Source organism: Ferrimonas sediminicola (assembly GCF_005116715.1).
GTDB lineage: Bacteria > Pseudomonadota > Gammaproteobacteria > Enterobacterales > Shewanellaceae > Ferrimonas > Ferrimonas sediminicola.
The window spans coordinates 222,967-245,442 of the sequence record NZ_SWCI01000001.1 but is presented as its reverse complement, the minus strand read 5'-3'; the positions used below and the strand labels follow the sequence as shown (position 1 = coordinate 245,442).

Annotated in this window: 18 protein-coding genes; 9 read left to right on the top strand and 9 right to left on the bottom strand. The window is 57.4% G+C overall.

Annotation, left to right across the window (positions count from 1 at the left end; translation table 11 throughout):
* Nucleotides 1-3: 3 nt before the first annotated feature.
* Nucleotides 4-1,362, bottom strand: coding sequence for an MFS transporter (locus tag FCL40_RS01100; protein WP_136850499.1), 1,359 nt, complete (start codon nucleotides 1,360-1,362; stop codon nucleotides 4-6).
* Nucleotides 1,363-1,573: 211 nt separating this feature from the next.
* Here FCL40_RS01100 and uvrA point away from each other — a divergent pair, with 211 nt between their 5' ends.
* Both uvrA and FCL40_RS01090 read left to right on the top strand, forming a co-directional pair.
* Complete coding sequence (uvrA, locus tag FCL40_RS01095; RefSeq protein WP_136850497.1) at nucleotides 1,574-4,408, top strand: excinuclease ABC subunit UvrA; 2,835 nt, start codon at nucleotides 1,574-1,576, stop codon at nucleotides 4,406-4,408.
* A gap of 55 nt (nucleotides 4,409-4,463) precedes the next feature.
* Nucleotides 4,464-4,751, top strand: a complete 288-nt coding sequence (locus FCL40_RS01090; protein WP_324614054.1) for a hypothetical protein — start codon at nucleotides 4,464-4,466, stop codon at nucleotides 4,749-4,751.
* A gap of 115 nt (nucleotides 4,752-4,866) precedes the next feature.
* Here FCL40_RS01090 and FCL40_RS01085 read toward each other — a convergent pair whose 3' ends face one another.
* The 4 genes from FCL40_RS01085 to FCL40_RS01070 form a co-directional block, all read right to left on the bottom strand.
* Nucleotides 4,867-5,115, bottom strand: coding sequence for a hypothetical protein (locus FCL40_RS01085; RefSeq protein WP_136850496.1), 249 nt, complete (start codon nucleotides 5,113-5,115; stop codon nucleotides 4,867-4,869).
* A 52-nt stretch (nucleotides 5,116-5,167) separates the two neighbouring features.
* Complete coding sequence (locus FCL40_RS01080; RefSeq protein WP_136850495.1) at nucleotides 5,168-5,371, bottom strand: hypothetical protein; 204 nt, start codon at nucleotides 5,369-5,371, stop codon at nucleotides 5,168-5,170.
* A 117-nt stretch (nucleotides 5,372-5,488) separates the two neighbouring features.
* Entirely contained in the window at nucleotides 5,489-7,639 is a 2,151-nt protein-coding gene (locus tag FCL40_RS01075; RefSeq protein ID WP_136850493.1) for a peptidase domain-containing ABC transporter, read from the bottom strand.
* Entirely contained in the window at nucleotides 7,639-8,883 is a 1,245-nt protein-coding gene (locus FCL40_RS01070; protein WP_169306960.1) for an HlyD family secretion protein, read from the bottom strand. The genes FCL40_RS01075 and FCL40_RS01070 overlap by 1 nt, the downstream gene beginning before the upstream one ends.
* A 496-nt stretch (nucleotides 8,884-9,379) precedes the next feature.
* Here FCL40_RS01070 and FCL40_RS01065 point away from each other — a divergent pair, with 496 nt between their 5' ends.
* On the top strand, nucleotides 9,380-9,640 hold the full coding sequence (locus tag FCL40_RS01065) for a hypothetical protein (protein ID WP_136850489.1): 261 nt from the start codon (nucleotides 9,380-9,382) through the stop codon (nucleotides 9,638-9,640).
* A 4-nt stretch (nucleotides 9,641-9,644) separates the two neighbouring features.
* Here the strand turns inward: FCL40_RS01065 and FCL40_RS01060 are convergent, their stop codons facing one another.
* Together FCL40_RS01060 and FCL40_RS01055 are read right to left on the bottom strand one after the other, a co-directional pair.
* On the bottom strand, nucleotides 9,645-10,127 hold the full coding sequence (locus FCL40_RS01060) for a CAP domain-containing protein (protein WP_169306959.1): 483 nt from the start codon (nucleotides 10,125-10,127) through the stop codon (nucleotides 9,645-9,647).
* Between the two features lie 330 nt (nucleotides 10,128-10,457).
* Complete coding sequence (locus tag FCL40_RS01055) at nucleotides 10,458-11,204, bottom strand: TetR/AcrR family transcriptional regulator (protein WP_136850485.1); 747 nt, start codon at nucleotides 11,202-11,204, stop codon at nucleotides 10,458-10,460.
* A gap of 517 nt (nucleotides 11,205-11,721) precedes the next feature.
* On the opposite strand from FCL40_RS01055, the gene FCL40_RS01050 reads away from it, so the two are divergent.
* The 5 genes from FCL40_RS01050 (at nucleotide 11,722) to FCL40_RS01030 (ending at nucleotide 17,739) form a co-directional block, all read left to right on the top strand.
* On the top strand, nucleotides 11,722-12,711 hold the full coding sequence (locus FCL40_RS01050; RefSeq protein WP_136850483.1) for a porin: 990 nt from the start codon (nucleotides 11,722-11,724) through the stop codon (nucleotides 12,709-12,711).
* Nucleotides 12,712-12,733: 22 nt separating this feature from the next.
* Nucleotides 12,734-14,239: a flavocytochrome c gene (locus tag FCL40_RS01045; RefSeq protein ID WP_136850481.1), complete on the top strand. Its 1,506-nt coding sequence runs from the start codon at nucleotides 12,734-12,736 to the stop codon at nucleotides 14,237-14,239.
* A gap of 13 nt (nucleotides 14,240-14,252) precedes the next feature.
* Nucleotides 14,253-14,621, top strand: a complete 369-nt coding sequence (locus tag FCL40_RS01040; protein WP_136850479.1) for a cytochrome c3 family protein — start codon at nucleotides 14,253-14,255, stop codon at nucleotides 14,619-14,621.
* A 370-nt stretch (nucleotides 14,622-14,991) separates the two neighbouring features.
* Entirely contained in the window at nucleotides 14,992-16,608 is a 1,617-nt protein-coding gene (locus tag FCL40_RS01035; RefSeq protein WP_136850477.1) for a methyl-accepting chemotaxis protein, read from the top strand.
* A 177-nt stretch (nucleotides 16,609-16,785) separates the two neighbouring features.
* The gene (locus tag FCL40_RS01030) at nucleotides 16,786-17,739 is read left to right on the top strand and encodes an RluA family pseudouridine synthase (protein WP_169306958.1); all 954 of its coding nucleotides are present in this window, start codon (nucleotides 16,786-16,788) and stop codon (nucleotides 17,737-17,739) included.
* A 70-nt stretch (nucleotides 17,740-17,809) separates the two neighbouring features.
* Here FCL40_RS01030 and FCL40_RS01025 read toward each other — a convergent pair whose 3' ends face one another.
* Nucleotides 17,810-19,204 (bottom strand): multiheme c-type cytochrome, encoded by a 1,395-nt coding sequence (locus FCL40_RS01025; RefSeq protein ID WP_229360245.1) that lies wholly within the window; start codon nucleotides 19,202-19,204, stop codon nucleotides 17,810-17,812.
* 597 nt (nucleotides 19,205-19,801) lie between these two features.
* Between FCL40_RS01025 and FCL40_RS01020 the strand changes: the two genes are divergently transcribed.
* Nucleotides 19,802-20,851 (top strand): hypothetical protein, encoded by a 1,050-nt coding sequence (locus FCL40_RS01020; RefSeq protein ID WP_136850473.1) that lies wholly within the window; start codon nucleotides 19,802-19,804, stop codon nucleotides 20,849-20,851.
* A gap of 48 nt (nucleotides 20,852-20,899) precedes the next feature.
* On the opposite strand, the gene FCL40_RS01015 is transcribed toward FCL40_RS01020, so the two are convergent.
* Nucleotides 20,900-22,474: a methyl-accepting chemotaxis protein gene (locus FCL40_RS01015; protein ID WP_136850471.1), complete on the bottom strand. Its 1,575-nt coding sequence runs from the start codon at nucleotides 22,472-22,474 to the stop codon at nucleotides 20,900-20,902.
* Between the last annotated feature and the right edge of the window lie 2 nt (nucleotides 22,475-22,476).

Sequence of the window (22,476 nt, the reverse complement as noted above, 5' to 3'; positions counted from 1 at the left end):
GGTTCAGCCCGCCAGCACCTGGCGCGCCTGCTCGATATCGAACTCGGGCTCCACCTTCAGGTAGGCCGCCTGCTGATCCAGGATCAGGGTCACTTCGGCCACCCCGGCCAGCGTCAGCAACTGGCTGGCCAGCGCCTGGGCATGGGCGTCGTTGTCGATCTGAGCATCCATGGTGATGCTCTTGACGGACTTGGGATTTTTCAGGCCGAGCATCGGGATGAACCACAACAGGGTCAAGCCGGCACACACCAGGAACACGCCCTCCGCGCCGAAGATGGTGTACATGCCGCCGCCGATGGAACCGCCGAAGAAGGCGCCCATAAACTGGCTGGTGGAGTAGACTCCCATGGCAGACCCCTTGTCACCTGCCGGGCTCAGGCGGGAAATCAGGGTCGGCAGGGATGCCTCCAGGTAGTTGAAACCGGTGAAGAACACCAGGGTGGCCGCCCCCAGGATCCACAGGTTGTGGTGGGCGGCGGCCATGATCAGCATGGCGCCGGCCAGCAGCAGCATCGCCATCAGGAACGGCCGGCGGCTGTCCTGCTTGCGCACCGAGTAGATGATCATCGGCGCCATCAGCACGAAGGAGAGCAGCAGCGCAGGCAGGTAGAGCATCCAGTGGGAGGTGGCCTCCAGACCGCTGTCCACCACGACGATGGGCAGGGCCACGAACAGAGCGCACATGATGAAGTGCAGGGCGAAGATGCTGATGTCCAGCCGCAGCAGTTGGCCGTTCTTCAGCATCTTGATGAAGCGTTTGGGCACCGCCACCACGTCACCGGTAGGCGCCTGGCGCACCGCGTTGGGCACCAGCCCATGCACCACCAGCAGGGCGGCGGAGGCCAGCACCGCGGTCAGGTAGAACAGACCGGAGAGTCCCATGGAGTCGGCCAGGGCCGGGCCCGCCACCAGGCTCACCGCGAAGGAGAGACCGATGAAGGAGCCGATCACCGCCATCACCTTGGGGCGCTGCTCCTCCCGGGTCAGATCCGAAGCCAGCGCCAGCACCGCCGAGGCCACCGCGCCCATCCCCTGCAGGGCACGGCCCAGGGTCACCATCTGAATCGACTCAGCCATGGCGGCCACCAGGCTGCCGAAGATAAACAGGATCAGACCGACGGTGATCACCGGCTTACGGCCGATCTTGTCAGACAGCATCCCGGCCGGGATCTGCAACAACGCCTGGGTCAGACCGTAGCCACCGATGGCCAGCCCCACCCACATGGGGGAGAAGCCTTCCAGGTGTTGGCCGTAGATCGCCAGTACCGGCATGATCAGGAACAGACCAAACATCCGCAGCCCATACACACTGGCCAGGGTGAAGGCCGCTCTGCGTTCCGTTGGGTTTAACCCATTACTCACTGTCTACTTCCTCAACTGGTTGGGGGCGCTCGAGGGGCGACAGTTTACCAGAGGTTCGCCACCTTCACAGAGTCGATTCGGCACAGATTGTCGCTCGCTTCCGTAAAACACACCTTTACAATGCAGATTAAGACCATCGATTTCCTTGAAGTGCCGCGGCGATACAGAATATGAGATACTGCTCAAATTCTTTTTTCCAACCGGCAGCATCATGGATCAGATTGACGTTCGCGGCGCCCGCACTCACAACCTGAAAAACATCTCCCTGACCCTACCCCGAGACCAGCTGATTGTGATCACCGGCCTGTCCGGGTCCGGCAAGTCGTCTCTGGCGTTCGACACCCTCTACGCCGAGGGCCAGCGGCGCTACGTGGAATCGCTGTCAGCCTATGCCCGTCAGTTCCTGTCGCTGATGGAGAAGCCGGACGTGGACCACATCGAGGGGCTGTCGCCGGCGATCTCCATCGAGCAGAAATCCACCTCCCACAACCCGCGCTCCACCGTGGGCACCATCACCGAGGTCTACGACTACCTGCGTCTGCTGTTCGCCCGCGTCGGCGAGCCGCGCTGCCCCACCCACGGTCAGCCCCTGGCGGCCCAGACCGTCAGCCAGATGGTGGACAAGGTGCTGAGCCTGCCCGAGGGCAGCAAGCAGATGCTGCTGGCCCCCGTGGTGCAGGGGCGTAAGGGGGAGCACACCAAGCTGCTGGAGGGACTGGCGGCCCAGGGCTACATCCGCGCCCGCATCGATGGCGAGGTGTGCGACCTGTCCGATCCGCCGCCGCTGGAGCTGCACGTCAAGCACGACATCGAGGTGGTGATCGACCGCTTCAAGGTGCGCCCGGACCTGGCCCAGCGCCTGGCGGAATCGTTCGAGACCGCCCTGGAGCTGTCCGGCGGGGTGGTCAAGGTGGCCTCCATGGAGGAGGCCGACGCCGAGCCGCTGGTGTTCTCCGCCAACTTCGCCTGCCCCATCTGCGGCTACGCCATGGCCGAGCTGGAACCGAGGATCTTCTCCTTCAACAACCCCGCCGGGGCCTGCACCAGCTGCGACGGCCTGGGGGTGCAGCAGTTCTTCGACGAGCAGCGAGTGGTCACTAACCCCACCGCCTCTCTGGCCGAAGGCGCCATTCGTGGCTGGGACAAGCGCAACTTCTACTACTACCAGATGCTCAAGTCCCTGGCGGAGCACTATAAGTTCGACCTTGACGAACCGTTCGAGGACCTGCCCAAGAAGGCGCGGGATGTCATTCTTAATGGCTCCGGCCGCACCAGCATCGCCTTCAAGTACGTCAACGACCGTGGTGACGTGGTGACCCGCAACCACCCTTTCGAGGGGATCCTCAACAACATGAACCGGCGCTACAAGGAGACCGAGTCCAACGCGGTGCGCGAGGAGCTGACCAAGTACATCAGCACCACCAAGTGCCGCAGCTGTGACGGCTCCCGCCTGAGGGAGGAGGCGCGCAACGTGTTCATCGAGGACATCAATCTGCCGATCCTGTCGGAGTGGTCCATCGGCCAGGCGCTGGAGTGGTTCGCCGGCATCGAGCTACAGGGGCAGCGGGCGCAGATTGCCGAGAAGGTGCTGAAGGAGATCAACGACCGCCTGGGCTTCCTGGTGAACGTGGGCCTCAACTACCTGACCCTGTCCCGCTCCGCCGAGACCCTCTCCGGAGGCGAGGCCCAGCGCATCCGCCTGGCCAGCCAGATTGGCGCCGGCCTGGTGGGGGTGATGTACGTGTTGGACGAGCCCTCCATCGGCCTGCACCAGCGAGACAACGAGCGGCTGCTGGCCACCCTCACCCACCTGCGGGACCTGGGCAACACGGTGATCGTGGTAGAGCACGACGAGGACGCCATCCGCACCGCCGATCACATCGTCGATATCGGCCCGGGGGCCGGGGTCCACGGTGGCCAGGTGGTGGCCCAGGGCGACTACCAGGCGATCTGCGCCAGTGAACACTCACTCACCGGCCAGTACCTGTCAGGCAAGAAACAGATCGCCGTGCCCGAAGAACGCACCCCCTACGACCCCAAGAAGGTGATCGAGCTGAGCGGGGCCCGCGGCAACAACCTCAAGAGCGTGGACCTGACCATCCCCTGCGGCCTGATGACCTGCGTCACCGGCGTCTCCGGCTCCGGCAAGTCAACCCTGATCAACGACACCTTCTACAAGATTGCCCACCGGGAGCTGAACGGCGCCAGCGTCGAGGAGCCCGCCCTCTACACCGCCATCAAAGGGCTGGACCACTGCGACAAGGTGGTGGACATCGACCAGAGCCCCATCGGCCGCACCCCACGCTCCAACCCGGCCACCTACACCGGCATCTTCACCCCCATCCGCGAGCTGTTCTCCGGCACCCACGAGGCCCGCGCCCGTGGCTACAAGCCGGGACGCTTCTCCTTCAACGTGCGCGGCGGCCGCTGCGAGGCGTGCCAGGGGGACGGGGTGATCAAGGTGGAGATGCACTTCCTGCCGGACGTGTACGTCCCCTGTGACCAGTGCAAGGGCAAGCGCTACAACCGCGAGACCCTGGAGGTGCACTACAAGGGCAAGAATATCCACCAGGTGCTGGAGATGACCGTGGAGGAGGCCCGCGAGTTCTTCGACCCGGTGCCCGCCATCGCCCGCAAGCTGCAGACCCTGATGGACGTGGGCCTCTCCTACATTCGCCTGGGCCAGTCCGCCACCACCCTCTCCGGCGGCGAGGCGCAGCGGGTGAAGCTGGCGCGGGAGCTGTCCAAGCGCGACACCGGCAAGACCCTGTACATCCTGGATGAGCCCACCACCGGCCTGCACTTCCAGGACATCCAGCTGCTGCTGGACGTCCTGCACCGGCTGCGGGACCACGGCAACACCGTGGTGGTGATTGAGCACAACCTGGACGTGATCAAGACTGCCGACTGGATTGTGGATCTGGGGCCAGAAGGCGGCTCCGGTGGCGGCGAGATTCTGGTGCACGGCACCCCGGAGCAGGTGGCGGTTCACCAAGCGTCCCACACCGCCCGCTTCCTCAAGCCGATGCTGCCCAAGCTGGCTTGAGCGCCAACCACGCATTGACGATAAAGGCCCAGTCCACCAGACTGGGCCTTTTCCGTTGCAGAGCATCACCGCCCCAGTGAAACCCGACTGCCGCACCGCCATGGCCCAGCTGATTGAACAGGTACGGGACGCCTTCCCCTTCGGCGTACCCGAGGCTGAGCTGTGCGGCGGCAAGTGCATCGGCTGCCCCAAGAAGCTGCTGGAGCTGGTGGACACCGAACTGTGCGACTGGGAAGCGCGGCTGGAGCACGGCGAAACGCCCAAGCTGGGGGAGATCTCCCGCTTGGCGAAGCTGTGCCGGAATGTGTATCGAGGGTTGAAGAGGAACCAGTTGGTCATGTAAGTAACACTCTGGGGCCCACCTCTACACCTTCCAAAAGCCCAGACTAAAGCCCCCTTGAAATACCACTATATAACGGTGATTAAAATGTTCCTCGTCCTCATTTGACATGACCTCATCAATACTGACGACTTTGCCACCTGTATATTGACATCCCCAACCCTACAGAACAGCTGAGGCTGATCCCCATGATGAAAGAGCCAAAATAACTCGCCATAGGCTCATGATCGATAAGCCAATCTCCAAACTCACCCAGAATCAATGATGCCAACAGAAACCCACACCAAAAAAAAACCCCACGGTCATTCTTTAAAACGATGGGATAGAGGAATACCAAGGGTATGAGGAATATAATCGCTTCGATCATAATTGCCCTCCTTTAAAGGCCCATCAGTGACACTAATGGGCCAAGTAGTCTTTTAGAATTTTGGTGTACATGGGTTGTTGTACAAAATTCTGCCAGTAGCTTCTGTATCAGACAGAACTTCCTTTACCGCCAAGCCAGCCACAACTGAAGCTCCTCCAGAAAATGTACTAACTACCGCTACAGCTGCCGCAGCAACCCAATCACTAAACTCCCCACCTGTTACTTGCTGCATTTCCTTAGATGTCAATGATTGCATTATATGCTCCTTATCTACATCCATGTTTTGATAAGCTTGACAGCCAGCCTAGTTCGGTTGCTGCTCAAGCGCCAGTTCAGAGGCCGGTTGCCTCTGCTTTAAGCCCAGTAGCTGAGCCTAAATCTGTTGCTGTTCATCCTGTATCTGATCAATACTGACTTCAGTAATCCTACCTGACTCGAGCTTGAATACACGCTCAGCGCTCTTCACTGTTTCAGGCCGATGCGCAATCACGATTCTCGTGATGGTCAGCTTTCCAAGCTGCCCGCATATTCTGGCTTCATTCGCTAAATCTAGGTGGCTTGTCGCTTCGTCAAGAAATAGCACCTTAGGCTTCTTGTAAAGTGCTCTAGCGAGTAGAAGCCTCTGAACTTGGCCCCCAGAGAACTGGTTCCCCATATCTCCTACTAGGCTGTTGTATCCCATGGACAGTTGCTGTACTTCATTATCTATCGAGGCAATCTGAGCACACTTCTGCATCCAAAGTAGATTGGGCTCAGGATCAAACAAGGTAATGTTGTCTGCAACGGTACCACTCAGTAATGTGTCTTCCTGCATTACCGCAGCAATATGGGAGCGATAACACTTGCTCCCGAGGGCAGTAATATCAACCCCGTCTATCAATATCTTACCTGAAGTTGGACGCATCAAACCCAGCATCAGCTTCATCAGGGTACTCTTACCGCTTCCTGAAGGGCCGACAATGGCTATATGCTCGCCAGCTTTAATATTCAGACTTAAGTTATCGAACAACATAAATTTCGATGAAGTGTAGGAGAAGCTCAATCCAGAGAGGCTTAAACAGCCTGCCACCGACTCCAATCTGGCTGTACTCTCTTGAAATTCCTCCTCCTTCTCCAAGGCAATGTCGGCGAGACGATCCAGGTGCAACCTCAACATCCGAAAGATTATGAGTTGCTCCAAAAAACTGGATGCTCTTTGCATCAACTGTGCTTTGTAGGCTAGAAAGGCAAGAACCATTCCAACTGTCAGCGCCCCTCCCATAACTAACAGTGAAGAAATATAAACCACAACAACATTCTCCATTCCAAACAGTAGTCTATTGGCGGACTCAAAGCTAATATTGAGTTTTCCTAGCCTTATATCTGCATTGATCACTTCGGTATATTGGTTTAGCCAGAGGCTTTGTCGTTGCGATTCCCGATTAAACAGCTTGATGGTTTGAATAACTCTGATGCTTTCTATAAAGGTACTTTGTTCTCGGGCAGAAGCCTGAATAGAGTCTTCAGTAGCCCGATGTAAAGCACGGTATAGCCCCAACCTTAAAGCTGCATACAGAGAGATTGCAGCCAGAACGATGGCTGTCAGGCGTACATCATAGATGAGCATCACCACCAGCACCGTCAGACTCATGACTCCATCAACTGCCGTCTCCACTAGTCCAGTCGTCAATCGCTCTCGTATCTGTGCTAGAGAGCCAAACCTTGAGATCAGATCTCCAACATGTCTTGCCTCAAAGAAACTCATGGGCAACTTCAGCAAATGCCTGAGCAGGTTGATCCCTAGATGAAAATTGAACTGAGAGGAAAGCCTGACCACCAGCCAACTACGGACAGCAGATACAACAGTGTTAATGAGCACAACCAAGGCGAACCCCATAGCCAGAACTTTAAGTAGGGCTAAATCCTTGCTGAGAAGTACCTCATCCACAACCCACTGTATGTAGTAAGGTGAAACCAGAGAGAGTATTTGAATCATAAATGACAAAGCAAAGAGGGAAACCAAGCTACGTTTAAAGCCCACTGACTTGCTCCAAAGCTGGCTTAGTTTCATTTTCTTACGTTCATCTTTCCGCTTAAAAGCCGAAGTTGGGGTAAACTCAAGGGCGATGCCTGTAAAGTGACTCGAAAATTCTCTTTTGCTGTATTGCTTTCGACCATTAGCGGGGTCAATGACGATCAAGTTCTCCTTCGACACCTTGGTGAGAACAACAAAATGATTCATATTCCAATGAACTATGCAGGGGAGCTTTAGCTTATGCACCTCTTCCAGCGAACACTTCAAAGCTCGAGTGGCCACCCCGAGCGTATCCGCAACCTCTGCCATTTCTTGAAGATTCATACCTTTCAGATTTGCGGAAAACTTTTTGCGCATTGTCGCTAGGTCGACCTGCCGACCAAAGTAACCGACTATCATAGCCAAGCAGGCTAACCCACACTCAGCAATCTCAGCTTGGAGAATTACTGGGACTCGACGAATACCAGAAAAGTCCAGAACGCCTTGGTTTTTGTCTCCCGAAAATTGCATTATCCAATTCTCCCCTTAAGGCTATAGATGGGATCAAGCAGCCACTGGAGAAGTGTGCGACGCTCCAGAATGATGTCAGCTTCCAGTTGCATGCCACTTCGAAGAGGAATGGATTGACCATAAGCCTGAACGCTCTGCTTAGGAAGTTCAACTCGAACACGATAAAAAGGTTCCTTAGCGGCTATTGGCAAGCGTATATCTCTGGGCGTCAATATCGCCTTGTCGACTTGGCTTACATTGGATTCAACGAAGCCAAACCTCTGATAAGGAAACGCATCAAATCTCAGTCGGGTTGCATTGCCAGGTTTTACAAATCCAATCGATCTACTAGGCAAGAGAAGTTCTGCTATAAGCTCCGCGCCCTCGGGCAATATTGTCAAAAGTGATTTTCCAGGGACCAGAAACTCCCCACTGGAGACCCTAACTGCAGTAACTTGTCCTGAAGAGGTTGAGCGGATAACATGGCTAAAGCGACCCTCTATCTCTTTTTGTTGACGCAACAACGAAGCTCGACGCCTCTCCAAATCCATCACTTCCAGTTGCCTGCGCTCAGGAAGATCACCTAACTTTATCTGCGTTTGCTTCCTTCTTAGTTCAGCACTCACGACATCAGCCTCAGCCTGTTCAGCAGCATATCGGACTAAGAGTAATTGCTCTCTCTGGCTTTGATAATCCGCAGGGGAAATAAACTGATTAACAAAAATAGACTCTGTACGCTCAAACAGCTTCAGTTTCAGGACAAGCCTTTGCCTTAATGTTTCTCTTTGTTGCATGAGATTATGAACATAGATATCTAAAGAGGAAAGCTCCTGTTCCAAGTTTGCAGTTTCAATCTCGAACATGCGCTCTCTCTTTTCAGCTTCTTTATGGATTAACTCCAATTGATAGGATATCTCTTTCAATAGTGACTCCTCCAACTCTACTCCTGAAGCTAAAGAACGAACTTGTGCAATGGTAACAAGCGCTTCACCCTTACGGACTACATCCCCCTCGGAAACATGAAGTTGTCTGATCGAGCCAGTACTTTCAGAGTAGACGCTTATCATCCCTTTATCGGGTCTTAGATAACCTTTTACCGTCTCTTTCCGAGCGTAGGTAGCTGTAACAATGAATAGCCCCACAAGGACAATCATTATGAAAAACAGAAAAGTTAGAATATGGATATAATCTGGCTGAAGTAGAGAAACGCCTCCTTTCAACCTATAACCCTGAGCATCCACAGCCTTCTTTCTAAATAAAGACATCTTCCTTGACCAACCCATACTCTCAAAAGAACGACCAGTCAATTTTAGTCAAGATGACAACAAAAAATCCTTAACTCACAAAACTTCACACAACAAACAGAGGGCTCACAGAGTGAAATATTGCGACAAACACATAAAACACCAAAACTCAATCACTTAACCATTGGCCAACCTTGCTCTAGAAAAGTTGCCCTGGCCTATATAAATAATCCAGGCATCAACATTTATCACTTTGCAACTTTAATTTAAAACTTAAGTAATGATTAGACCCTATATGGAAATAGATGTAGCTCGAATAAAAATCCGTATCGTGACTCTCAATTCACTAGGTTCTCATACAGAAAAAGCCTATAAATTTCGCTGAAACCTAATCACTTCAAAGTGAGATCCCGCCCACACCACCCTCAGTTTTGGACTTTAGAGGTATATCCACCGCCAAGGCCCACCAACTAGAATTGGTTCATCTCACCCATCCCCTCGACCAAAAGGACAATGGATGACCCCCGTCGAGCGCCTGCTCTCTCTGCTGCTGTGGTTGGAAGTGGCCGTCGCGCCAGCCCTGCTGTGCGCGCTACTGGGTAGCGTGTACTGCATCTTTGCCGATCGGCTTGAATTGAACCTGGTAGCCTGGTGGGCCGCAGCCGGGTTGATTCCGGGCGTCGTCGCGGCCGAGTACCTGCGTCGTCACCGCGGGCTGATGCTGCCGAATGCGGTCGCCCCGGCCAAGCCGGGAAAGAAGCGAATCCGCAAGGCATAGCTCTCTATTCCATCGAGGTGGCAAACACCTGCACCCAGTAGTACCTGTATTCCGCCCTGGGGTTGGCCACGCAGGCAAAGCCGGTCTCCCGGTACTCCGCCGACATCAGGTTCCGGCAGTGTTCGGCACTCTCTAGCCACTCCTCCACCGCCTTGTCGACGCTGGGCTGGCCTGCGGCGATGTTCTCCCCCACCAGTCGCCAATGGTAGCCGTAGGAACTCACCCGCTGGCCCACGTCGCGACCATCGCGACCGGTATGGCTGAGGAAGTTGTGGGTCGCCATGCTGTAGGCATGTTCGAAGGCGGCGTGTTCCAGCAACGGGTTGGGGCGCAGAGACGATACCGGCTCCATATAGCTGCCGACACAGTTGGCCCCTTCGGCCCTGATAGCGTTGATCTGCTCCAGCAGCCTGCCTATCTCTTCGGTGCAAGCGAGATACTGCACCGAGGCACTCTCTCGGGGACCGGGCAGGGTATCTACGCCCATACCACCTTTATCATTGGCACTAATTGAGACCGTCATGGCATAGAGGAGTAGTGCCGAACACGACCATCTCGGTTTGAACATGGGTGCCCCCTAACGTGGCTAAGCAAACATAAAAGTAACTATAACCCTTGTGTTTCCTCTTTGGCTGGACTTCTAACAATCTCAACGCACACCAGTTTGCAACACGGCTCCCTCTGGAAGGTGGCGGTCGAATTCCAGAACTCTCAAGGGCGGTGGGTTGATTTCTCGGTTAGCAGTCGCCACTGCGCCCGAACGGTTCACGCCTGCAGGAGAGCCGCTATCGATTCATGAGCAGGCACCTTCGCCCGTCTATCCAACCCTTTGTTGTGCCAAACAGCGCTGACAGCAGCTGTTTCCCTGCTCCATTGACCTAAAAAATAGATGCACTTTCATGCCCATGCGTTCAAATTGACTGAGCTTGAGCGGTGTAGCCCAACTGTAGCGATCAAAAAGAATCTGCAGATGGCGAAACAGAGTCAGGCGAGTTTCTTTCAGGTACTCGTTGTCAACGAGTTCGCATTGGAACGCATTCAAAGAACCACTTAGGTAGAAGGTGATCCCCTGGGTCAACTCCAAGAGCTCGGCCTTGTCAGCATTCAGTTCTCCTTCCTTGACCGCCTCACTGAGGAAGGTGTGAATCCAGTACCAATAGAGGTTGATCCTGTCTTCGAGCAACTTTCCTTTCTCTGAACTGGCCAGTGACCACACCATTCGATTCACAGCCACCTGTCTCACCACGTGAAATGTGGGTGAGAAATAGAGAGTCTCAAAAGTAAAGATGATCGGTAAAAGGACCTTGTCTAAGCAGGAGAGCTCTGGATTCTCATCGAGAAAATCCTGAAAATGATTGGAGGTCGCATTGCGGAGAAAGCTGCAAACAATCAAGTCTTCCTTACTTTCGAACAGCTTATAGAAACTGGCGTTGGCACAGCCAGATTCTTTTATCACATCAGACAACTTAAAAGAGACCACCCCCTGCAACTCCATGAGTCTTTCGGTCGCATCCAGTATCGAGTTGCTGCGCGCCAGCTGATTCGCGTTGTGCGGGCATTGCATAATTTATGTTTCCATACATCACTCAAAGTACATTTACTCTACTTTGAATGATGCACGTTCAGTAACGATTATCTTTAAATGTGTGATACAGGGCGAAAACTTTAAATTATTGTTTATATCGAGCAATAACCCCAATCAATTATGCAAATGTTTTCTAGATATCGATCACAATGCATGCAACACATAACAGACCAAAAGGAGAATCACCGTCACACATTTGTCTCACGACCGGAAATGTCTCTCACCTTTTTGCCGCCATTCACATGAAATCAACCACGCGAAAATAAAAATTTTCTCTCCGTTCATCAAGGTTATAAAAAACCAAAAGAACTAAATTTTACCTGGCGACAGAAAAAGCTGACACCAAGGTAAAGTCGGGCGGGAAACTTTATATTTTCCATCAGAAGCTCGCGACCTTGTTTTTAGATATCAAATATTTCATCAGCCAGAACAACCCCTATGACTTCTGGATTGTAAATATGAATTTCTTAATGCGCTAGAGAGTTAGGAGCGTTTAATGTTTCGATGTTCAACATTGGCAGCATGTCTGTCAATCGCTTTATCACCAGCTGCGATGGCCGGCGAAGCACCTACATTTAACCTGTTCGGCGACATTCAGGGCCAAGGGATTTGGCAATCGGGTGCAGGCAGCACCTTTAACGCTGAGGCCAAAAGCGTAAACCTGGGCGGTAAAGGCAAGTACGCGGTCAAGGATATCACCACTTACTACACCCTATCGGCACAATACAGCGATAACTTCGATGACATCGAGGTACGCAATGCCAGTCTGTACTTCAGCACGAAGTACGGTGGATTCTACGTTGGGAAAGGGGCATCCGGCAGCTATGCCAATGTGTACGCTCGGACCGACATCCACGCTAACAACAATAATGATCCTTCCGGAAAAAACCGCATGCTGTATGAACAAGGCATGTATACCGATAACACATTTTGCTATGTCTCCCCAAAGTGGGCCACGGAGAGCGGCACCTGGCAGATGAAAGCCGCCATTGTGACCTACAACGAGGTTAACGAAGCCAGTGACGACGCCCTTATGGGCCGACTGCTCTACTCGAAAGGCGGCTTCAACGCGGTACTGAACTACCTTCGCTTCGATGAAAATGCCGGCCCGGAAGGGACTGAAAAAGCGTACAACCGCTTTGCTGCCGGTGCAGACTACACCATCGAAAACCTCACCCTCGCCGCCACCGTAGAGATCACCGATAACAGCTTCAACGGTGCAGAGAACACCTACGCTGGTGCTGTGGTGTACTCCATGAACGAGGTTGATTTCGGCGTGAGCTACCAGCACAAAACCTTTGAGACCGATCTTGACGATCTGGGGCTGGTCATTGCCAGCCTGAAATATCACTACGGCGAGCAGTTGACCTTCTACGTTGAAGCCGCCGAGTACACCGAAGATACCGCTGACTACGCCAACTTCTCCGGCAACCGCTTCGCCAACAGCGACGACAACTTTGCCGTCGGTGCCATCTTCAAGTTCTAATTACCCTCAAGGGAGACACATCATGTCTGATAGACGTTCCTTTCTAAAAATGACCGCCAGCCTGGCGGCGGGTGGACTGGCCGTTGGGTTGCCTGTCCAGGCCAGCGAAACCAAGCCCATCAAATGGGATGAACAGGTGGACTTGCTGGTTATTGGCTCTGGCTTTGCTGGCCAGTCCGTGGCGCTTAACGCCACACGCGCTGGCATCAACGTCACCGTGCTGGAAAAGATGCAGGTCATCGGTGGCAACTCTGCCATCAACGGTGGCTGGTTTGCCGTCCCCAAGAACCCAGTGCAGTTAGCCCAGGGAATCCACGACGACAGTCCGGCGGAACTGGTTAAAGATCAAATGATCGCGGCCCGGGGCATGGGCAACGAAGCCATGCTGACTCGGCTGGCCGAGCACGCTCTCCCCGCCTACAACATGTGTATCGATGCTGGAGTGCAATTCAAGAAAGATTTCAACATCCAGGTTGGCGGTCACAACAAGGCCCGAGCCGTTCGCGTAGAAGCAGGCACTGGCGGTGGCATCGTCACCAAACTGTGCGAAGCCGGAAAGCGAGAAGGCGTAGATTACCGCCTGCAGCACAAGGTGGAGGATTTCATCATGGATGGCGACGAGATCCTGGGCGTGGTAGTGCGCAAAGGGTATCGCTTCCCTGACGAATCTACCGGTCACCTGGTCAATATCCGCGCTCGCAAAGGGGTGGTCCTGGCTTCCGGCGGCTTTACCCGTAATATGAAGCTGCGAGCCATTGTTGATCCTTCTCTGGATCCCACCTTGGATTGCACCAACCACCTCGGCGCCACCGGCGAGGCGACTCTGGCCGCCATGGCTCACGGCGCACTGCCGGTGCATATGAACATGATCCAAACTGGCCACTGGGGCTCACCGGACGAAGGCGGTTTTGGCTGGTCCAATGCCCTACTCTCCATCGGCTGGCATAAGGGGATCGCAGTCAACCCGACCACCGGTAAGCGTATCATGGACGAACGAGCCGACCGCCTGACCTGCTCCAAGGCCATCATGGCTTGCCGCCATTCGGACAACTCCCCAGCCTACCCCCTGGTATTCTTTAACAAGAATGATCACCTCGGAGATGGCCGCGTGACTCGTGCAGTGCGCGATGAAATGGCCTGGGAGGTGGACTCTCTCGAGGAGATGGCCAAAAAGTTCAACGTGCCTCTCAAGGATCTTAAGGCCACGGTAACGCAGTGGAACCAGTACGTAGCCAAGAGGGAAGACCCCGACTTCAACCGCAAGATGGACACTGCGGTCGAGTTGAAGCCCCCCTTCGTGGTATCCCGTGTTTGGCCCAAAGTGCACTACTGCATGGGCGGTCTCAAGACCGACCTGGACGGGCGTGTCATTAACTCCCAATCCCTGGCCCCCATGAAGAAGCTCTACGCCGCTGGCGAGGTTACCGGCGGTGTTCATGGTTACGCCCGCCTAAGCTCTTGTGCCTGCCTTGAGGGCTTGGCCATGGGCTTCATCATTCCCAAAGCCGTTCAAGCCGATAACGCATAAGAGGAAAAACCCAATGAAGAAAATTGCTTTGATCCTCACCGCTGCCTTGGTGATGGCTGGAACCGCCACCGCAGGCGACCTGACCAAAATGAGTAAGGGAATGAAGGGACGGACCAACCATGAAGCCCTTTACGAAGATGGCTGTAAATCCTGTCACACCGGCTCTGCCAAAAAGTTTGTTGATGACAGCGCTTGCCAGGAGTGCCACGGCAGCATCAACGACATTGAAATTGATGTGACCCAGTTAAAGATGCCCGAAGCCAATCCGCATAAGAGCGTGCACTACAACCAGGGTGCCAGTTGTCTCGCTTGCCATGCAGAACATCAGGCCAAGAAACCCGTGTGTTCTGAGTGTCACCGGACCTGGTTTGAAGAGATGTAATTTGTTTTTCAGAGTGCTCACCGACTCCTGACACAGTGACACACTCATTATTGTCCGTTTGGGCTCTATGGTTGCATAGAGCCCTTTTTTGTTCGTCACACATTGACGGGCATTAGACAGGAAGGCAGCAGGAAGAGTAATTGACCAGCTACCAGAAAACACAGCCATCACTAACCATGTTCAACGCCGATAGCTACTCTGATTCTATTGTTTTCGCCAGATGAGTCCTAACCAAACATATTGGACTGCACTCCATAGATGATGACTCTGTTCACATTAATGAACAGTCACAGGCAAATAGCTTGATTAAAATCTGCCCTTTCGCTGTAGTCGGTAACTTGTTCAGCCCGCCAATTAGATATGGACATTTATGAACATTCGCATCTCAATTAAAGACATGCTCCAGCTGACGATAGCCCTGACCCTGGTGGCGCTGATCGTGCTGTTTTGGAGCGCTCAGAACCAACTCGCTCAGGCCAGGAAAAGCATCTCCAATGAGGAGCGCCTGGTCCATGCGGTGTTCGCCCTCAAGGACAGCCGTTTTTCCGTGGTTCAGATCCAGCAGTTTCTCACCGACGTCGGTGCCACTCGCAGTAACGAGGCCAAGACCGAAGCCGAGGCGAGCTTACAGGACGCCATCGCAAGCCTGGACCGGCTGGCGAAGATCGCCCCCGAGCTGGGGCCGGATGCCAAGGCCCTTCAGCAGCAGGTTACTGCCCTGCACCACACCGGCATGACGATGGCCGATGCCTACGTGAACCAGGGGACCGAAGCCGGAAATCGGCTGATGAAGGGGGCGGGGGGCTTCGACAACGCATCGGCGACCCTGGCAGACTACCTCGACCAGCTGTCCCACTCACTGGACGAGCAAGTTGAGGCGGCAATGGCCGCCACACTGACCGCGACCCACCGTGCCGAACAAACACTGCTGTGGGGCAGCCTGCTCATCGGCCTATTCATTGTTGGGGTCATGGCCCTGCTCTACCGACGGACACTGACTCCCCTGGCGACGCTGCAGGAATCGATGCAGAACATCGCCTCCGGCGCCAAAGACCTGACCGTCACCCTGGATGCCACCGGAAACGATGAGATCGCCAGGGTCAGCCGCAGCTTCAACCAGTTTGTCGGGAATATCCGCACGCTGTTCGAGGGGTTCAACCAGAGCACCCTGGAACTGGCATCGGCGCGCATTCAGTTGACGGATGCCAGCCACCAGACCCTCACCGGAATGCAGCAGCTGCAGGCAGAAACGGATCAGGTGGCGGCCGCCATGAGCGAGATGCAGGCGACCGTGGTGGAGGTGGCGAATAACGCCGAACTGGCGGCTCAGGCGGCACAGGACTCCAACGATCATGCCATCGAGGGCGACAGCATAGTCAACCAGACCACGGAATCGATCAACCACCTGGCCAACGGCGTTGAACACGCGGCCGAGACACTGCGGAAGCTCGAGGGCAATGTCGAGGAGATCGGCACCATCTTGGATGTGATTCGCGGCATCGCCGACCAAACCAACTTGCTGGCCCTGAACGCGGCCATCGAAGCGGCCCGGGCCGGAGAGCAGGGGCGTGGCTTTGCCGTGGTCGCCGATGAGGTCCGTACCCTGGCCAAACGCACCCAGGAATCCACAGACCAGATCCAGCAGATGATCAGTCAGCTGCAAAATGGCGCCAAAGACGCCGCCTCCGCCATGCAGATGAGTCGCGATCAGGCTCTGTGCAGCACCAAGCAAGCGGCCCAGGCGGGCGAGGCCCTGGCCCAGATCACCCGGTCGGTGGCCACCATCTCCAGCATGGCGACCCAGATCGCCACCGCCGTGGAGCAGCAGAGCTCGGTGGCGGAAGACATCAACCGCAACATCGTCAACATCAGTGACGAGGCCAAATCGACCGCCACCAATGCCGAGGCCTCGGCTGTGGCCTGCAACCAAGTTGGGCTGCTCTCTCAGCAGTTAGACAGCCAGATAGGTCAATTCAAGATCTCCTGAGCAGATCCCCACCTCCCCCCTGGGGGGCCGCGCTCTCAAGGCCACCCAGGGTGACTGCTGCGGCACTCCCCGGGCTCCGGGCACCCGAGCCGACACAGCCAAAGCCGTCTTGGCCGCCGGCCGCTGTTTTGGGTCACCGCCCTTTGCGCTACACTGCCCGAAATCCAGGAGGCCCCCTTGACCACCCAATTTAACGACACCGTCAGCCCCAGTGACGCCGGCCAGCACCTGTATCAGTTCCTGCGCGCCCGCTTCCCCTATCTGAATGAGCAGACCTGGCAGGCGTTCGTCGACCAGGGTGAGGTGGCCATCGATGGTGTTCGTGCCGAGGGCGACCCGCAGCTGGAGCCGGGCCAGGTGCTCAGCTATCGCATCGGTGATTACTTCGAGGGCCAGGTGGACACCGGCTGGAAACTGCTGTGGCAGGGGGAGGAGATCATCGCGGTGCACAAGCCCCACGGCCTGCCGGTCAGCCGTACCACCCGCAACATCATCAACACCCTGGCGGCGCTGGTTCGCCGCGACAGCGACTGGCCCGAGGCCCACCTGCTGCACCGGCTGGATCTGGAGACCGGCGGCATCGTGCTGCTGGGCAAGGACAAGGCCGCCGCCAGCCGCTGGCAGCCCAGGCTGAAGCAGCTGATGGTGCGCAAGGTGTATCACGCGGTGCTGTGGGGCCTGCCCAGCTGGGATGAGCGGGAGTTTGAGTGCCGCCTGGGCACCCGCGCCGACAGCCCCATCCGCTGCCAGATGCACGTGTGCGGAGACGATGACAAGGGCAAACAGAGCCGCACCCAATTCCGGGTGCTGGCCCGGGGCGACGACTGCGCCCTGGTGGAGTGCCAACTGGTCACCGGCCGCAAGCACCAGATCCGCGCCCACCTGGCCCACCTGGGCCACCCCATTGTCGGCGACAAGATCTACTCCGGCGGCGGCAGCTACTACCTGAAGCGGCTGGCCGATGCGGTGACCGACGCCGATGAGGCGGCGCTGGGGACTCCCCACCATCTGCTGTTCGCCCGTGAACTGACCATAGAGACTGAACCAGGAAGTAAGCAGGTGCTCACTGACAAGTTCTATTCTGAGGCGTGGCACCAGTTCTCCCAGGCGCGGGGGCTGCCACTGCTGTAAGCCCCAAACCGAGCAGAGACAACCAACCCGGCCAGTGGGCCGGTTTGGTTATTGATGGGGCGGTTAACGCCTACTCGGCGAGAAAGTGCTGGCTCAAGCTGGTCATCTCCACCGAGGGCACCACCACCTTGTCGCTCAGCAGGTAGTCGGCCACACTCTGGTCGAAGGAGCGGTAGTGCAGCTTGGCCTCGACGCTGTAGCCGCCCTTGGGCAGATCGAAGCCGTACTCCACCGTCTTGTGACCCTTGGCGGGAATGGTGTTCTCCTGGGCGAAACGGGCCACCCTCCAGGGTTTGTGCGCCGGGTTGCCCTTCTCATCCACCGAGACATCCTGGAACACCACGGTCCCCTCCGGCAGCAGGTTGTCATCGGTCAGGGTGCCGGAGCGCAGCAGCTCGTGGCCAGCGTCGTCGTGCACCACCACCTCCAGCCAGATCTGGCGGATGAAGGTGAGGCTGGTGGGCAGGGCGTGACCCGCGCGGCGGTTGTGCACCGTCAGCTGCAGGGTGGCCCTGTCGCCGTGCTGCGCCACCCTGGCCTCCAGCGAAGCGGCACTCCTCAGGCGCTTCTTGGCCTCGGCGGCATGCTCCTCGCCGTTTTTCACTCCCAGCAGCGGTGCCAGCACCGCGTTGCCGCCGACAAAGCCATGGTCATGCACCAGGGCGCGCGCCTTGCCGCCACGGGCCGCCTGGCCTCCCAGGCCGTGGTCCACCAGTTCGGCCACCGGCTTCATCTCATCGGCCACGCGGATGGCGGCCTCCACCGGCACCATGTGGCAATCCTGACACTGAACGCCGTTGGCGGCGTAGGGCGACGCCTTCCACTCCTGGTAGGTGTGCTCCAGGGCAAAATCGTGGTCCGGATTGAACACGTTGTGGCAGTTGGCGCAAAACTCCGATCTGGTATGCAGCTGGTTGAACTTGGCCTTGTGGCCCCGGGGCTTGGCGTCTTTCAGCGGACCACGTTTCACGCCGTCATTGGCCAGGGCCAGGGAGGCGTTGCCATGTTCGCCCATGGAGGTGTGGCGCAGGTTGGTCTGTTCAACACTGTGGCACACATCGCAGGAGACGCCGGTGGTGGCCATCTTCTGGGTAGTGAAGGCGCCATATTTGCCGGTCTCGGGATGAAACTCCACTGTCTGGGTTACAGTGCCCACCGGGGTATGGCAGCCGCCGCACAGGTTCTTGGTGGCACCGTCGGTTTCCCGGTCACCCAGGGCCCATTCGGCCTGGAACACCGGGTCAATGAAGGCGATGGAGTGCATGGATCCCTGCCATCCCTGCCACTGCCGGGGATGGCACCCCTTGCAGCGTTTGGGATCGCTCCAGTCCTTCAGTTGCGGGGAGTTATCACCGGTCACGGTGAGGTAGGAGGGAGCATAGGGCTGGGTGTCAGAGGCCTGGGCCAGCATGGGGAGAGCGGCGCACAGCAGCGCCGGCAAGAGTTTCAGTTCCAGCTTCATCATGATTTACCTGCTACCCCGGCATCGAGCCGGGTACCACTACGAGGTAGGGAATGTTGTTGAACGGTCAAACCGGTGAATGATGGTCACAAACCTGTTTTAAACCAAATAGATAGACCAAATACGCATGATACTTGACCTCTTCCGGGCTCTCCATTGCCAGGCGCACACTCTGATGACAAGCAGCCAGTAAAATGCCCAATACGGGAGCCAGGACACACCCGCCGCGGACCGACTGTGACCACCTCGAGCTTAACTGACTGCTCTAAAAGTGAAAAAAGTTTCCCTAGGCGGCTCAAGAAAAACCTTTCTCGCCCCGAGGAAGTGTGACTGTCCTCACCCAGCACCGACGCCCACGACTTTAGAGTAACCCCCGGCTAGTTGGAGTCGGGCCGGTCGAACGCAACGGACCGTCTTGCTCTTGGTGTTTTTGCTCCCCCGGCAGTGTGCATGTGTGTCCCGCGACTTTACACTCTGGCATCCGCGTTTTTGCAGGGCCTGTCCCCTTGTTCCCTGCCACTCACATCATCGATGCACGCCGGGAGCCTTCTTATTCTGAGCCGTCGCCATGGTCGCGGCGGCCTCGATTCACAGGGAACCATGAAGAAACTGATTCTGGCCGCATTGACGCTGGCCTCCCCTCTTTGCTGTGCCACCGATGTCGAGCTGAGCGGCTTTATCAAGGCTGACCTCAAGTCGGTCCATGGCGACATCCCCTACGCCGGCATCTGGACCGGTGCCGACACCCCGGCGGAACAGGACACCGCCAAGACCCAGTTCAGTGGCCAGGAGAGCCGACTGCGGCTGGCCCTGAAGGAAGCCAGGCTCAGCGCCGTCATCGAGATGGACTTTGCCAACTCCGCCCAGGGCAATGCCGTGGTCTCCAACTCCTACAGCCCCCGGCTGCGCCACGCCTACCTGGCCTATCGCGATGTCCTGGCGGGCCAGACCTGGTCCACCCTGGTCAATAGCGCCAGCTTCCCGGAAACCACCAACCTGGGCGGCCCCTTGGTCGGGGAGGCGATGGTGCGCCAGGCCCAGCTTCGTTACCAGGGGGATCACTGGCAACTGGCCCTGGAGAACCCCAAGAGCTACGGCACCCGAACGAATAATGAGGGCAACCCGGTGAGTATCGATGACGACAGCGACTGGCTGCCGGATCTGATCCTGCGCCGGGACTGGCGCGGCGACTGGGGCCAGCTGTCGCTGAGCGGGCTGGCCCGCTACCTGGACCCGGACGGCCTGGCCGAAGTGGGCGTCGGCGCCTCGGCCTCCGCCAACCTGGCCCTGGGACAGGACAGGCTGCAGCTGCAGCTGCACTACGGCCAGCTGGGGCGCTACGTGGGCACCTCTGCCGCCAAGGACATCGCCAATGGCCAGCTGGAAACCAGCGTCGCGGCGATGCTGGCCTATCGCCACCGCTGGGTCGACAGCCTGCGCTCCACCCTGTTCATCGGTAAGATCGTCACCGAGGTGGAGAGGGTGGACCGCACCCACCTGGGGATCACCCTGTTCGCCTCTCCCGAGCCCTACCTGGACCTGGGGCTGGAGCTGGGCCACCTCCAGGTGCGGGATGAGGACACCGACTTCAGCCGGCCCCGGCGCGGCGGCTCCAGTTACCTGCAGGCCACCGCCCTCTACCGCTTCTAGCCACAAAAAAGCCCCGGATGACCGGGGCTTTTCTCTGTTCACTGCGGCTCAGTATTCCCGCTGCACACTCTGCTTCCAGAACTGCTGAGACAGGCCGTGGGTCTTGGTGGAGAGGCGGCTCATCTGCTCGCAGCGGTCCTTGGCCATCTCGGTCTGCTCCAGGCTCTGCTCCGCCAGCTCGCTGATCACCTGGATCGCCTGGCTGATCTCGCCGGCCACAGTGGTCTGCTGGCCCATGGCGGTGGCGTTCTGCTCCGACATCTCGGTGATGCGGTTGATGGAAGCCCGCAGCTGCTCGAAGGCGGCGTCCGCCTCCTCGGCCAGCTCCACCGAACGGCCGGCCTGGGACTGGCCCGCCTGCATCGCCTCGGTGGCGCGGCGGGTGCTCTCCTGGAACTTGGAGACAATCTGCTCGATCTGGGCGGTGGACTCGCTGGTGCGGCTGGAGAGCTGACGCACCTCGTCGGCCACCACCGCAAAGCCGCGGCCGGATTCGCCGGCCCGGGCCGCTTCGATGGCGGCGTTGAGCGCCAGCAGGTTGGTCTGCTCGGCGATGCCGCGAATCACATCCAGTACGCCGCTGATCTCACGGCTGTCCTGCTCGATGGAGGCCACCACCTCGGAGAAGTGACCCACCTCTTCGCTGAGCTTGTTGATCGCCTCGATCACCGTCTCCAGGCGCTGGTGCCCCTGCTCGGCGGCAGTATGGCTGCGGCCCATCTCCTCGGCGGCGGCCTGGGTGTTGTTGTTCACCTCGGCGAAGCTGGCGGTCATCTCCTCCATGGCGGTGGCCGCCTGGCTGGTCTGCTGACTCTGGCTGTCTGCCCGCTCGCGGGTGTCGTTGATGGTGGCGGTCAGATCCTGGCTCTGCTCACTGATGGCACCGGCGGAGTCGGCCATGCGTCCGACCACGCCACCGGTTTCGGTCACCAGGTAGTGCATCGCCAGGTCCAGCTTACCGATCTCATCCTGACGGCCGGTGTAGACGCCACGGGCAATGGGATCGTCGGTGATGCTGGTGGCGGTCTCCACCAGCGCCCGGAAGGGGGTCAGCAGGCCGTAGACGCCGGCCACCCCCAGCAGGCCACCGGCCACGGCGGCAGCCACCGGAGAGTAGGCGGCAGCGGCGGCGGTGGCTGCGCTCACCCCGGCCGCCCACAGCATCAGCCGGCCACCGAAGCCCAGATGTGCCTTGCGCAGCTCTTTCGGTGTCTTGCCCTGATTGATCGCGGCGTAGATACGCTCGGCCGCGGCCACCTGGCCCTCGGTAGGCTTGCGCCGCACCGACTGGAATTCATGGAGCTTGCCGTCCTCATAGACCGGCGCCACGTAGGCATTGACCCAGTAGTGATCGCCACTCTTGGCGCGGTTTTTCACCACCCCCATCCAGGGCTGCCCGGATTTCACACGCGCCCACAGCGACTGAAACGCCGCGGGAGGCATGTCGGGGTGACGCACAATGTTGTGGGGCTGACGGTGCAACTCTTCGAAGGAGTACTCCCCCACCTCGATGAAGGTTTCGTTGGCGTACTTGATGTTGCCATCCAGATCGGTGGTGGACAGCAAGATGCAGTCGCGGCTGAGCCTCTTCTCTTTCTGGGTAACCGGTTGATTATTGCGCATGA

Excerpts from the sequence above, each read along its gene's own strand:
- FCL40_RS01075 (WP_136850493.1), bottom strand. The coding sequence starts at position 7,639 with ATGCAATTTTCGGGAGACAAAAACCAAGGCGTTCTGGACTTTTCTGGT.
- FCL40_RS01070 (WP_169306960.1), bottom strand. The coding sequence starts at position 8,883 with ATGTCTTTATTTAGAAAGAAGGCTGTGGATGCTCAGGGTTATAGGTTG.
- FCL40_RS01060 (WP_169306959.1), bottom strand. The coding sequence starts at position 10,127 with ATGGGCGTAGATACCCTGCCCGGTCCCCGAGAGAGTGCCTCGGTGCAG.
- FCL40_RS01050 (WP_136850483.1), top strand. The coding sequence starts at position 11,722 with ATGTTTCGATGTTCAACATTGGCAGCATGTCTGTCAATCGCTTTATCA.
- FCL40_RS01035 (WP_136850477.1), top strand. The coding sequence starts at position 14,992 with ATGAACATTCGCATCTCAATTAAAGACATGCTCCAGCTGACGATAGCC.
- FCL40_RS01085 (WP_136850496.1), bottom strand. The coding sequence starts at position 5,115 with ATGATCGAAGCGATTATATTCCTCATACCCTTGGTATTCCTCTATCCC.
- FCL40_RS01065 (WP_136850489.1), top strand. The coding sequence starts at position 9,380 with ATGACCCCCGTCGAGCGCCTGCTCTCTCTGCTGCTGTGGTTGGAAGTG.
- FCL40_RS01040 (WP_136850479.1), top strand. The coding sequence starts at position 14,253 with ATGAAGAAAATTGCTTTGATCCTCACCGCTGCCTTGGTGATGGCTGGA.
- FCL40_RS01015 (WP_136850471.1), bottom strand. The coding sequence starts at position 22,474 with ATGCGCAATAATCAACCGGTTACCCAGAAAGAGAAGAGGCTCAGCCGC.
- FCL40_RS01055 (WP_136850485.1), bottom strand. The coding sequence starts at position 11,204 with ATGCAATGCCCGCACAACGCGAATCAGCTGGCGCGCAGCAACTCGATA.
- uvrA (WP_136850497.1), top strand. The coding sequence starts at position 1,574 with ATGGATCAGATTGACGTTCGCGGCGCCCGCACTCACAACCTGAAAAAC.
- FCL40_RS01045 (WP_136850481.1), top strand. The coding sequence starts at position 12,734 with ATGTCTGATAGACGTTCCTTTCTAAAAATGACCGCCAGCCTGGCGGCG.
- FCL40_RS01080 (WP_136850495.1), bottom strand. The coding sequence starts at position 5,371 with ATGCAATCATTGACATCTAAGGAAATGCAGCAAGTAACAGGTGGGGAG.
- FCL40_RS01020 (WP_136850473.1), top strand. The coding sequence starts at position 19,802 with ATGAAGAAACTGATTCTGGCCGCATTGACGCTGGCCTCCCCTCTTTGC.
- FCL40_RS01025 (WP_229360245.1), bottom strand. The coding sequence starts at position 19,204 with ATGATGAAGCTGGAACTGAAACTCTTGCCGGCGCTGCTGTGCGCCGCT.